11 protein-coding genes are annotated in these 13,041 nt (G+C 42.3%); 7 read left to right on the top strand and 4 right to left on the bottom strand.

Going from position 1 to position 13,041, the window contains the following annotated elements; genetic code table 11:
• Positions 1–59: 59 nt before the first annotated feature.
• Both C7460_RS10700 and C7460_RS10695 read right to left on the bottom strand, forming a co-directional pair.
• A complete protein-coding gene (locus C7460_RS10700) occupies positions 60–3,074 on the bottom strand; it encodes a glycosyltransferase family 117 protein (protein ID WP_115868095.1) in 3,015 nt (1,004 codons plus the stop codon).
• A gap of 139 nt (positions 3,075–3,213) precedes the next feature.
• The gene (locus C7460_RS10695; protein ID WP_115868094.1) at positions 3,214–3,516 is read right to left on the bottom strand and encodes a TIGR03643 family protein; all 303 of its coding nucleotides are present in this window, start codon (positions 3,514–3,516) and stop codon (positions 3,214–3,216) included.
• A gap of 130 nt (positions 3,517–3,646) precedes the next feature.
• Here C7460_RS10695 and C7460_RS10690 point away from each other — a divergent pair, with 130 nt between their 5' ends.
• Entirely contained in the window at positions 3,647–3,784 is a 138-nt protein-coding gene (locus C7460_RS10690; protein ID WP_115868093.1) for a DUF2256 domain-containing protein, read from the top strand.
• Here C7460_RS10690 and C7460_RS10685 read toward each other — a convergent pair.
• Positions 3,775–4,422, bottom strand: a complete 648-nt coding sequence (locus tag C7460_RS10685; RefSeq protein WP_115868092.1) for a sulfate ABC transporter permease — start codon at positions 4,420–4,422, stop codon at positions 3,775–3,777. The two genes, C7460_RS10690 and C7460_RS10685, sit on opposite strands and share 10 nt — an antisense overlap.
• An 85-nt stretch (positions 4,423–4,507) precedes the next feature.
• Between C7460_RS10685 and C7460_RS10680 the strand changes: the two genes are divergently transcribed.
• Positions 4,508–5,677 carry a tetratricopeptide repeat protein gene (locus C7460_RS10680; RefSeq protein WP_115868091.1) on the top strand — a complete coding sequence of 390 codons (1,170 nt, stop codon included), beginning with the start codon at positions 4,508–4,510 and terminating at the stop codon, positions 5,675–5,677.
• Here C7460_RS10680 and C7460_RS10675 read toward each other — a convergent pair.
• Positions 5,674–6,735 carry a glycosyltransferase gene (locus tag C7460_RS10675; RefSeq protein ID WP_115868090.1) on the bottom strand — a complete coding sequence of 354 codons (1,062 nt, stop codon included), beginning with the start codon at positions 6,733–6,735 and terminating at the stop codon, positions 5,674–5,676. The two genes, C7460_RS10680 and C7460_RS10675, sit on opposite strands and share 4 nt — an antisense overlap.
• 254 nt (positions 6,736–6,989) lie before the next feature.
• Between C7460_RS10675 and C7460_RS10670 the strand changes: the two genes are divergently transcribed.
• The 5 genes from C7460_RS10670 to C7460_RS10650 all read left to right on the top strand — a co-directional run bounded on the left by C7460_RS10670 (position 6,990) and on the right by C7460_RS10650 (position 13,041).
• Entirely contained in the window at positions 6,990–8,069 is a 1,080-nt protein-coding gene (locus tag C7460_RS10670) for a hypothetical protein (RefSeq protein ID WP_147302913.1), read from the top strand.
• Positions 8,070–8,147: 78 nt separating this feature from the next.
• Positions 8,148–9,101 (top strand): glycosyltransferase family 2 protein, encoded by a 954-nt coding sequence (locus C7460_RS10665; RefSeq protein WP_115868088.1) that lies wholly within the window; start codon positions 8,148–8,150, stop codon positions 9,099–9,101.
• 3 nt (positions 9,102–9,104) lie between these two features.
• Positions 9,105–10,970, top strand: coding sequence for an asparagine synthase (glutamine-hydrolyzing) (gene asnB / locus C7460_RS10660; RefSeq protein WP_115868087.1), 1,866 nt, complete (start codon positions 9,105–9,107; stop codon positions 10,968–10,970).
• A gap of 11 nt (positions 10,971–10,981) precedes the next feature.
• Complete coding sequence (locus C7460_RS10655) at positions 10,982–12,082, top strand: glycosyltransferase (protein ID WP_147302912.1); 1,101 nt, start codon at positions 10,982–10,984, stop codon at positions 12,080–12,082.
• A gap of 2 nt (positions 12,083–12,084) precedes the next feature.
• Complete coding sequence (locus C7460_RS10650) at positions 12,085–13,041, top strand: sulfotransferase family protein (protein ID WP_115868085.1); 957 nt, start codon at positions 12,085–12,087, stop codon at positions 13,039–13,041.

Genomic DNA, 13,041 nt, shown 5'->3' with positions numbered 1-13,041 from the left:
CATTAAAAAGCCCTCGGCGATTAGATCGCCGAGGGCTTTTTTAACCATTCTGGAAAAGCTTACTGGTTTTGGAAGGAGCTGTAATATTTGTTAAACATCTCCTCATATTTGGCTGCTTCTTCTTTGTGGCCTGTTGCACGGTAGGCCCGTGTCACCGCATTGAGCGAAAGCAGCATTTGTTGCAGTTCGTTCGGGTCGTAGCTACCTGTACTGAAGTAGTAGTCTAGCATCTCCACCGAGTTGGTGGAGGTGATCTCAGCGATGTTATCAGCCAGTGCTTTCAGCTTAGAAGTTTTGATTTCGCCCACAAGCGTATCTGTACTCACTGTCAGCTGATCCAACTCCAATAGAATACCTACCTGCTGCACGTTGAAATAGTCGTACGGGATGGATTCATTTGGCATCACTTCCAGGCATTTGATGAGCACATTTTGTGCTCTATCATAGTCCCCTGCATCGATCAGTGAAAGGGCCAACGTATTGAACGCAGATCGGTGGTTGAGGCAGAAGTTTCGGTAATCCTGTGAGTAGTACACATCAGGGTTGTCCAGCTCTCTCCACTGATATTTGTTCATCACATTGTCATACATCCGATCTATGTTTACCTGATACTGCTGCGGGTTCGGGTTGAGCACCGGTAGCAGTCTATAGGCAATACCTTCCTGCACGGCGTACTTGCGGATGTCCATATTTACTGAGGAAAGCGATGTGGTATTGAAGTAAATCGGACGCTCCCAGTTGGAGTTTACAATCAGGTCGATCACGGCCAGGTCACTTTTTTCCAGTCCACGGCCCTGGATGCTCCACTGCATGCGGTCCACCACACGGTCTTTCAGGTTGTCAGGCACGATGCCCATGCTCAGCACTCGCTCTTTGTCCACATTGAGGAACATCTGCTTGGCGGGCACGGAGTTGTAATAAGATCCTGTACTCAGGGGAATCTGCAATCCTTTATGCTCCTTTTTGATCAGGTCCAGGAAGCGATTGACATTGATGGCACCTTTGATACTCTTGTTTTCTACCACAGGGAGGTAATCATTGAGACCGCCTTGCTGATAGTGTTTGAGCGTAAGGCCAAATGGCAATGCTTTTGATTCGTAAGCATCTCGCATCATTTGCTGGATGTACCAGTCAGTATTGAAGTATGAGAGTACGATTACACGCACGTCGGTTCTTACACCTTCAACCTCTTGTGCGTACCATAGGGGGAAGGTGTCGTTATCTCCTCCTGTGAATATGATTGCATTCGGCGCGCAGGTTTCCAGGTAGTTTTTGGCAGAGTCTACAGAGAAGTAGCGGTCCGATCTGTCGTGATCGTCCCAGTTTTCTTTAGCCATTATGCCTGGGATGAATAACCCAAGGAGTAAGGCCACGCTGGCCAGTACCTTTTTGTTTTTCACTACAGCTCCGAGCAGGTCATAAATAGCGAGCACACCAAACCCTATCCAAATGGCGAACACATAGTAGGACCCGGAGTAGATATAGTCACGCTCTCTAGGCTCTACTGGAGGGGAGTTGAGGTAAAGCACCAGTGCCACACCCGTAAGGAAAAAGAGCAGTAGCGTTACAGAAAAATACTTTTTGTCTTTCTTATATTGAATGAAAATACCCAGTAAACCCAATAACAGCGGGAGTGAGTAATAAATATTTCTGCCTTTGTTTTCCTGCAAAAGGGAAGGGAGGTCATCTGTAAACGCTCCTCTGAGTCCTACCCAGCTGGCATCCTGGATGTCCGATGCTCTCCCGGAGAAGTTCCACAAGAAGTAGCGCATGTACATGGTGCCCACCTGATGGCTGAGCATGAAGTAGATGTTGTCAGCAAAGCTTGGCTTTTCACCGGGCTGTAATCCGGTGATTTCGCGGTAGCGCCGCTTGTGCATTTCTGTAGAGCTATACATCCGTGGCAAGATGGTAGTGTGTGCCGGATCATAAACATACTCTAGCTTGTAATCCTTGATTTCGTATTTGTCTTCACCACGCATGTAGACCTTATCGCCTTGCTTCTGGTCGGTGATTTTAGCTGTGTAGTATTGTCCATGGAAAAGTGGACGGCTACCATACTGCTCACGTTTCAGGTAAGACACGAAAGAAAGAACGTCTTCAGGGTTGTTTTCGTCAATCGGTGGGTTGTAGTTACTGCGGATGAGTACTAGTGTGTAAGATGAATACCCGATGATGATAAATGTGAAGCCAAGAAGTACGGTATTTAGCGTAAGCTTTTGCTTTTTGATCGAGTAGAAAATACCATAAATCAAGGCTCCAAGAAAGGCAGCACCAAAGAAGATGACCCCTGAACCAAATGGAAGCCCCAGTGCATTCACGAAGAAAATCTCCAGTGTACCCGCAATAGAAGGCAGTCCAGGGATTACCCCGATCAAAATCAGGATGATGATGGCTCCGGAGATTACCAAAGTGGAGATCACTCCTTTTTTGGTGATTTTGTCGTAGTATTTAAAATATACGATCAGTCCCAGAGCGGGGATCGTTACGAGGTTGAGCAGGTGAACTCCGATCGAAAGCCCCATCATATAGGCAATGAGGATGATCCACTTGTTACGGTCCGATTCGTTTTCGATGTTTTCCCACTTGAGAATAGCCCAAAAGACAAACGCTGTGAAGAAGGCAGACATACCATATACCTCGGCCTCTACGGCGCTAAACCAGAACGAGTCAGAAAATGTGCAAGAAAGTGCTCCAACTATACCAGCGCCCATGATGAGGATAGTTTGCTCGAGCGACTCTTCGCCTTTTTTGATTTTCAATACACGCTTTACCAGGTGGGTAATGGACCAGAAAAGAAACAGGATGGAAAACGCACTACTCAGTACACTGACCATGGTCACCCAGTAGGCTACGCTTTCTACGTCTCCAGCAGCAAACATGGAGAAAATTCGTCCGATTAAAAGGAAAAAGGGTGCTCCCGGAGGGTGGGGCACTTCAAGTTTGTAGGAGCAGGCAATGAATTCGCCACAATCCCAGAAGCTGGCGGTTGGTTCGATCGTCATTACATATACGACTAGTGAGATCAAAAAAGTGATCCAACCGACAATTACATTCGTTTTTTGGTATCCCATGGTGATAGTTTTGAGTCAACAAAGGCGAAAATAGCAATTATGGCTAATAATCATGTGCAATGCGCTTTATATCTAGCCAACGATGCAATTGCCTGGTACATTATTCGCAAAAAGAGCACCTGGGTTATGTGAAAAAATGTTAACGTCGGGAATGACGCTTGCTGATGCTGTTGGTGCTGATAGCTTTTTGTCTGGAGCTCCTAAAGATGCCTTCGGTGAAAGTTCGCAACTTTCGGTGTTTGGTAGCTCTGCCTTGCACACGCTCGCGCCATTTCTTCCAGCTTTTTTTCGTTAGCTCTTGTCGCATCAGGGTGATTACATCTACTTCAGAGAGCTCGTATTGAAACCAGATTGCTTCGAAGGGCGTGCGGTCTTCCCAGGCCATTTCGATGATCCGGTCTATTTCTTCGGGTTCTAGATTGTACTTTTCGGAGATCTTCATACAACGCCCAACATTTCGTTGCTAGTGGATGTTTGCTAAATGTGCCGAAAAATAAGCTAGTGGCGTTTTTACAATTATTACATGCAAGTATGGAAATTTGGGGCTTTGCTTGTTTGAAGTATTTTAAGAGATGAATGGAGTTCGAAAAGAACATCTTCCCGAGAAAATTTGTCCGGTGTGTCAGCGACCTTTTACCTGGAGGAAAAAGTGGGCTAAAGATTGGGAAAACGTGAAATACTGTAGCGAACGGTGCAATCGTCAGCGGTAAACAACCACATAATAGCCCAGCCAGAGCAGGAAAAACAGCACATAGGATGTCGCTACGATAGTTACCGAGATTTTTAGCTTTTTTCCACTCACCCAAAAGATTCCTAACGCCAAAAGCGCCCAGTATACCAGCTCGAAAAGATTTAGCGCTTTAAGTGGATAATGCCATGAAGAAGGTATTTGACTGTAGTCAAAAAAGTGCATCAGGCTTAAGGGGTAAAAAGCCATCACCTCAAAATAATCAGGGTCATTAGCCAACACGACCAGCCAGAGCGTTTTTAATAATTCTGGAACGATGAATACGAGCTCCATAACGAGGACTAGTTTCCAAATCTGCGCATACGTGATGCGATAGCCAAACATGAAGCAGCCTACCCAAAGTACGAAAGCTGTAAGTGAAAATTTCCATGCCAAAAAGAGCGGAACAGACAGGTACTGAAGACCAAAAAACAAGTCCATCAACCACATTTCGCCACGCTGCTCCAGTATTTCAAAAGCGGCGATGGAATCGATCACAAAAAGCCTTTTTAGGAAAAATGACGCAAAATAGAGCAAACAAATGATCAGGAAATATGCTTTTCCGTTGGTGTGGTACCAGTCTTCTAAAAAACGGTCTCGATACTTACTAAAGCCACTCATTGGCGCTAATTTCGTTGGAAATTTGAAAAAGATCAGGAGTTTGGAACAATTGTTGTCAAAATTAGTCTTCGCATATACTAAATAGATGAAAAGGTATTTAATAGTATTAGGGTTTGCTATTGCATCGGTTACGGGTTCGGCTCAGGTAGCACCGGCGCAAATTGACAGCACATTTAGCTTGCTGAACAACCCTTTTGTGCAGATGGAGGCTACGCAGGCAATCAACGACATGTACAACTTCCGTTTTGAGCGCTCCATGTCACATTTTAAATACCTGAAAAATCAGTATGGATGGCATCCACTGCCTTATTTCCTGATGGGACTCAACTACTGGTGGCGCATACTCCCCAACTTTGACAACAAACAATACGACGAGACCTTTTATGCCTATATGGATACTGCGCTCGTGCTGTCTGAGCGCATGTACAATGAACTCAACGAAGTGGAAGGAGCTTTCTTCCTCGCCGCTACACACGCTTTTAAGGGGAGATTGTATTCTGAGCGGAGAGATTGGGGCAAGGCTGCCTTTTCAGGGAAAAATGCACTGAAGTACATGGAGGAGTGTCGAGGAAATGGAGACCTGAGCCCTGAGCTGCTTTTTGGTGATGCTCTCTTTAATTACTATGCCGAGTGGGTGCCCGAGAACTATCCGTTGCTGAAGCCCATTATGGCAGTTTTTCCAGATGGAGACAAGGAGCTAGGTATCCAGCAGTTGAAAACCGTGGCCAGAAATGCGTTTTATACCCGTACAGAAGCACAATATTATTTGATGCGGATTTCCTATTATGAGGAAAAAGATTTGCCTGCTGCGCTACAGTTGTCAGGGTATCTACATAAAACCTTTCCTCGAAACGCTTATTTTCATCGATTTCATACCAGGTTGCTTTATCAGTCTGGCCAGTATGATGCTGCGGTAAAAGAAAGCAAGTCCATTCTCAATAGAATAGACAGTACCTTCGCGGGGTATGAGTACAACTCGGGAAGATATGCCTCTTTTTTCCTGGGCCACATCAATGAGCTGCGACGCAACTTTGAAGACGCTAAGAAGTATTTCAAACTGGCGATGGAGTATGGAGAGGCTGCCGACGCTACAGACAAAGGTTACTATATCTACTCGGTATTGCATTTGGGAAGAGTAGCTTTGAAAGAGGATGATCGAGAGGCTGCGAAGGAGTATTTCAAACAAGTGAAAAAGCTGACCAGCAGAAAGCACGGGGCGAATAAAGAAGCCAGGCAGCGACTCAAAGAGCTCTAGCCATCAAACAGGCTAAGAAATTTGGCTTTTTGACTAGCGACACTGTAGTGCTCGACGATGTGTTGTCTTCCTTGTGCTCCCATAACTTCTCTAAGTTTAGGTTCAAAAAGTAATTTTCTCAGGTATTCTTCCCACTGAATTTCCGATGAGGCCAGAAAGCCGTTTTTGCCATGCAAAACGACCTGGTCGTTTACCCCAACAGGACTGGCAACTGCTGGAATGCCTACGGCCAGGTATTGGATCAGCTTAAAACCACATTTGCCTTTGGCCCATTCAGTGTCTTCCAGCGGCATAACGCCAATGTCCATTTGTTGTAGGGTTGTCACTTCATTTTCCGGGCTCCATTTCACAAATTCGTAATTCGGGAGGTCCAGTTTTGGGTCTTTGTTGGCTATTACCAGAAAGCGAAAGGTGTGTGTTTTCGCAAGACTTTTGAGGGCTGGTAGGATGCTTTCGAGGTAAAACAACGTAGAATGTGAGCCTGTCCACCCGATGGTGGGGAGCGAGTTCTTATTGGATGAGGGTAGGTGTGTCGTAGTATCTACCACTGTTGGGAAGATGACGGAATTGGCTCCATGAGACTGGGCGTAGCGGGCCAGGTAGGCGTTTCCTGCTGTCACTTTCCAGCTCCAGGAGCAGGTTTTGTCTACTTTGTGTCGGTGCTTTAGCCATTTCCAAATGGGGTTTTCATGGTTTTGGTCACCCATCCAGATGGCATCATCATAGTCGTAGATGATTTTTTTGCGAAAGACCTTAGCGATCAGCCATTCGAAGACAGGAGGGCCGAAGGGGGCCAGCTCACGATGGATAAAAACATGGCTGTAGCGAGACAAGCGGAACAGCATGAGAAATCTTCTGACGAAACCTGAGCATACCGCACTTATTTTAGCCAATTGATGGCCGGGTTGGTAGAGTACGTGCCAGCCTTTTTCCGATAGAAAAGATTGAAAATCGTAAGGCATCTCGTTTTCTTCCATAAATTTGAGAAAGAGCTCAAATCGGAAGCGCTGAGACGGTGCATGTCCGTGCGGATAGGGAGCCAGGAAGAGTATCTTCATGAAAAACAAAGCTAGCCAAAGTGGAACTTAAGGACCTGTTTATCACACCGATTTATGCGGCCCTGCTTTTGTTTGCGGCCTATCAGGTGCGGCCCTATGTCACCAATAGGGATACACAGAGGTATTTTATGCCTGCTTTGCTAGTTAAGTTTTTTGGGGCTATTGCTCTTGGACTAATCTATCAATTCTATTACAATGGAGGAGACACTTTCAACTACTTTACCCATGGCAGCCGCTGGATATGGGAGGCCTTTATGGATAATCCAGTTACTGGGTTTTCTATATTGTTTGAAGAAGGGGGGGCAAGGCAGCCGGAGACCTTTCAGTACACGCAGCACATATGGTATTACAGGGATCCTCAGTCTTTTACGGTGGTGCGGATTGCCGGGTTGATTGATTTTTTTACTTTTCACACCTACTCAGCTACAGCATTATTTTTTGCAATATTTAGTTTCAGTGGAGCCTGGTTCTTTTACAAAGCTGTGGTTCAAAAATATCCGGGCAATGAGCGGAAGTTAGCAGTGGCTATTTTGTTTATTCCGTCAGTGGTTTTTTGGGGTTCAGGAATTTTAAAAGATACGATTACATTTGGAGCATTGGGGTGGTTGACCTATTGTGTCATCAATATTATCGATTTTCAGCGACTTAATATTAAGTATTGGGTGATCGGAGCATGTATGGCGGTATTAATTTTTAAAATCAAGTCCTACATTGTGATATGCTTTATACCAATGCTTTTTGTGTGGCTCTACTGGAAGTATCAGGTGCAAATTAAAAGTGCAATTTTAAGAGTACTAATTGCTCCCGTATTGCTCATGATCTTTGTTAGTTCCGCCTACTTTTCACTGGATCAGGTGAGTTCTTACAGTGAAAAGTACAGTTTGGACGCTATAGCTGAGCGAGCGGCTATTACAGCGTATGACATCCGGTATGGCTGGGGAGCACGAACGGGAGGTGATGGAGGCTATGATATCGGTATACCAGATGGATCTTGGCAAAGTATGATTTCTCTTGCACCCAAAGCAATAGTTGTAAGTCTTTTTAGACCATTTCTCTGGGAAGTCAAAAATCCTCTCATGCTCCTTTCCGCATTGGAAAGTATAATCATAACGATTCTTGTTTCTCTGATGCTGGTTAAAGGAAAATGGAAGAGAATTGTTGAAGACCCATTTCTTTTATTTTGCTTGTTTTTTGCTCTCTTATTCGGTTTTGCTGTAGGTATTAGTACGGGGAATTTCGGGACACTAATGAGATATAAGATCCCTATGATGCCATTTTTCTTTACATTTTTGATGTTGGCATTGGATAAAAGAGAAAAGAAATATGGCGAGTAATAACTATTTCATTAAAATCGGCTATGTTGAAAACCTTATCGAACAGGGAAAGTCAATTAACTCCTGCCAGCTTGTTCTATGCATAATGTCCAAATAGCTCCTTTAGTTTCTGTCCTAATTCCGGTATACAATGCTGCTAGTTATCTAAACGAAGCGGTGCAAGGTATTCTAGATCAATCGTTTTCGAATCTTGAAGTTCTGATTCTGGACGATGCGTCCACAGATGATTCTTGGGAACTCATCCAGGCATTTAAAGACCCGCGGGTTAAAAAGTACAGAAATGAGGTGAATAAAGGGTATTTAAAGTCTTGCAATATTCTTTTCAATAAGGCGATAGGAGATTACATCACCTTCCAAGATGCCGATGATATCTCAGATACAGATAGAATTAAGCTACAGCTCCAGGCATTTGAACAAGATCCGGAATTAGGAATTTGTGGTACAGCTATTTTTAGAATTGACTCTGAAGGAAGAAAGCTTTATGCTGAGAAAAAAGCATTAGCAAGTGATGTGATCAAGGCAAATATTGCTACTACTCCGCAGTTTTGCGGAGCAACAATTATGATACCTAGATTGGTCTTAGAAACAATAGGTGGTTATAAAGAATATTATGATCGGATAGGGTCTGAAGATTATGACTGGGCTTGCCGCATAGTAGAGAAATTTAAAGCTAAAAATTTAGAACGGCCACTCTATTATTATCGACAACTTTCGAATGCTATTTCGAAAGAGATCAATCCTCGAAAAATGGTTAGTGGTAAGATGGTAAAGTATTTTGCTCAACAGCGCAGGGAGTATGGCACAGATGATCTATTGGATAACAAGATGGATCAAGCAAATAGAAAAGAGAAGGAGTTTATTCAACCCTATGAGCGTGATAGATCCCTGATCTATATTGAGTATGCATCCTGGTTTATGTATAATAAGTTGTATAAAGATGCCGTCAGGTCAGCTTTTATGGCGCTTACGATACGACCATTTAGCTTAAGAAACTTACGTACGTTATTGTATTGTATTCGTAAATCACGATAAGATATGTGTGGAGTAGCTGGTAAAATAGACTTTAAAGGCCAAGCTGTCGATGGTGATTTGTTGTGTCAAATGACTTCTTATTTACAAGAAAGGGGTCCAGACATTACAGGATATTATACTGAGAAAAATATCGGCTTAGGTCATACAAGACTTAGTATCATTGATTTAAGTGAATTAGGCCATCAGCCCATGTCCTACCTTGACGTTGTGCTGGTTTTCAACGGAGAAATCTATAATTACCAATTACTTAGAAAAGAACTTATTGAAGATGGTGCTTCGTTTAAATCTAGTTCAGATACCGAAGTACTTATACTGGGGTATCGCCATTGGGGTATTGACAAGTTATTAGCCAAACTGGACGGAATGTTTGCATTTGCTTTGTATGACAAATTACGAGAGCAATGCTTTATAGCAAGGGATCCATTTGGGAAAAAGCCCCTGTATTACTATCATGATCAATCAGAGTTTCTTTTTGCGTCGGACATCCGTTCAATCTGGGGAGTAGCAAAGAATAAATTGAACTTCAACCATCATGCGTTAGACTACTATCTGGCAGAGATTACTTGTCCGCAACCCTACACGATTTGGGAAAAGGTCTTTCAGGTCAAGCCAGGTCATTATTATGTTTTAAATACGACTCATTCAGGACTAAAAGAATTTCAATATTACAATCCGAAGTTTTCTAATGCCTATAGTAATGTTGATGAGACTGAGGTAGTTGAGTTAACAGAGGACCTATTAACTAAGGCTATCATGAAACGATCCATAGCAGATGTGGATATTGGTTGTTTCTTGAGTGGAGGTATTGATTCAGGTCTTATATCAGCTATTTATGCTTCACAATCTTCAAAGCCAATTAATACTTATACGGTTGGTTTTGAGGTAGAAGCCTACAACGAGATCCCAAATGCGCAGGTAGTGGCTGACAGGTATCATACGAACCATGAAAATATTATACTGAATCCAATTGCAGTTGAAGACGTAGTAGATCTAATTGAGTATTTCGGTGAGCCTTTTGCGGATTCATCGGCGATCCCAACCTATATGATCAGCAAAGCAATTGGTAAGCACGTAAAGGTAGCTTTATCGGGTGATGGCGGTGATGAGGGTTTTGGAGGGTATGATCAATACGTTTTAGCAAGTAAGGCCAATAAGTTTGCTCTGGATTATAAAAGTCCTTTGGCGAAAGCCATCATCACACCCATAGATAAGATATTATCTCGAATTAATCCTAAAAAAGATAATTATGGTTCATTGAACGCTTATCTTCAGTGGCCGGGTGAAAAACGTTTGCTTAGAGATATCGGATTTTGTGATCAAAATAGGGCGGACCTACTTTGTGAAAGCACTGACTTTACAGCTAAGTATTTACGTGAAATATGGGAAAGTGAAGTAGATTTTCATGATCCAGTCAATCGGCTCATGAGAGCCTCACTCAAAACACGGCTTTTGAATGATTACCTCGTTAAGGTAGATAGAGCATCCATGAAAAATTCGTTGGAAGTGCGATCTCCGTTTTTAGATAAGCATTTGATGGATTTTGCACTTAACCTTCCTACTAAGATCTTATTTAAAAATGGCCAGAGCAAATACTTACTTAAGCGATTGGCAGAAAAGTACATTGCCCCAGACGTTGCCTCTCGTCCGAAGATGGGTTTTGGAATTCCTTTGGGACAATGGTTGAGGAATGAATATCAGTCCTTAATTGATGAGTACTTAAAAACTTCTAGATTTATTGAAAGAGGCTTTTTCAATTACAATTTTGTTACTCAGTTACTTGAGGAACATATATCTCAGAAAGCCAATCATGGAACTAACATTTGGTCCCTTATATGTTTCGAAATTTGGTGTAGAAAATTTCTTGATTAAAATAGTTTATTGTGAATATTCTATTCTTTGCTAATCCGAAATCAGTGCATGATAGAAACTGGATGCAGTTTATTGCTAATGATCCTCGGTATCGCTGTTTTTGTATAAGCCGTAAGATTCATGCTGATTTTAATGTGGATAGCTTGGGGAATATCATCTACTTGGGGGCGCTACCGGATTTTTCGATCATTAGGTTTTGGCAACCTATTGGTGGCCTTATTCGAATATATCAATTGCTCAGGAAGAATAAGATTGATATTTTTCACATCATTTATGCTGAACCTAATGCACTTTGGGCGATGGGTCGTACCTTTTACAAGGTTCCTATGATCCTGACCACCAGAGGGACAGATGTCCTCAAGGCTATTCCTAAACATTTTGAAAAAACAGACTTGCTGCAAAAGATTATTCAGTTTCTGTATAAAAAATCACTTCGTAGCTTTTCTACCATTACAAGTACTTCGCAGAGACAGATAGACTCAATTAAAAGCTTGGGAATTTTTTCTGATTTTCGGGTAGTTAGAACGGGGGTGCATGTAGAGGCCATTAGTAAATCAGTGGAGAGACTTTCAATAGATAAACCCTTTATATTATTCCCGAGGCTCATGAAGCCTATCTATAATCACGAGTTTTCAATTGCGGCAATAGGATTATTAAGTGATTCCACCAAGTCTTCTTACACGATGGTCTTCCTTGATAAGGATTCGAAACAATCAGATTATGTAGAAAGGATTTCTGGACTTATAGAGAAATCCCTTGATGTAGATTTTCTTTTTTTGGATAGGGTTCAGGAAAAGGAATTGTTCGACCTTTATAGGCAGGCAAGTTTGTGTGTGATGAACCCGATTTCAGATGGTAGTCCTGTATCGGCCATGGAGGCGATGTATTTTAATACTCCTTTAATTTTAGGGCCTCTAGAATATGACGCTGATATATTTGGTGAGATAACAAAACTTGAATCATGGGATCCTTCCGAGTTGAGCGGGCTTATGGAAGAAAAATTACGCTTAACTGAAAAACCAAACACGAAATCTATCATACTTGAAAAAGGGAACCGGCAAAAAGAAATGAATAAACTGTGTCAAATTTATGAGCGCTTACTAAATCAGTAATTATGCGAATAGTTTTCATAGGAGGGACAGGTAGGTCAGGTACAACAGTGCTTGCAAAGGTGTTGTCCGGCCATTCCAGGATGATGGCATTTGATTTTGAGACCAGGTTATTAATAGATCCGGATGGGCTTCTGACATTAATTCGAACATGGGAAAATAATTGGAGTCCTTACACTGCATCAAAGGCTTTATCTAGATTTCGGCAAATGACGTTAGAACTAAGCAGGCCAATTGGACTTAGGTATAGGATTATCAATAAAGTTTTATCCAAGCTAGGTTGCTCTTATCAGAGATACCGACAAGTTCCTTTTCATTCTGCAATACAACCAAATGAGTTTGTACAGCAAACTGATAAGTTCATAAACCGTCTATCAAAAGGAAGTTATCAAGGAGTGTGGTATGGAACGGAAAGTTTTGTTAGTAATCCAAAGGTCTACGTAACTGAACCCATACCTAAGGAAGAAGTTGTATCCTCAGTGCGTTCGTATATTGATTCACTTATCTCCCCAGTGCTTCAAAGCAACAACAAAGAAATTTGGGTAGAGCACACTCCTTTTAATGTGCTTCATACAGAAGAATTATTGTCGGTTTTTCCTGAGGCAAAATTTATACATATGAAAAGGGATATTCGAGATGTCATATCTTCATACAAAGGAAAGGATTGGGGTGCAAAAAACTTGGATTACTTAATCAGCTGGATGAAGGGATACTTTGATAAGTGGGAAAGGTCAAGAAACAAAATATCAAAATCGTCTGTCAAAGAAATCTGGCTCGAAGACATGGTTAACAGCCCCAATGATACTCTAAAAGAGATATTTGATTTTATAGGAGTAGAGGATGAAAGTGACAAATTGCGCCTTGATTTATCATTATCAAATCAAGGAAGGTGGAAAGATGAAATGACGCCTGATGAGGTCGATCAAGTAGAGGGTCGACTTAATAAGTATCTTTATAAATAG

It is taken from the genome of Marinoscillum furvescens DSM 4134 (assembly GCF_003386095.1).
GTDB classification, from domain to species: Bacteria; Bacteroidota; Bacteroidia; order Cytophagales; family Cyclobacteriaceae; genus Marinoscillum; species Marinoscillum furvescens.
The sequence above is the reverse complement of the archived record's forward strand: the minus strand, read 5'-3'. Positions and strand labels throughout refer to the sequence as shown.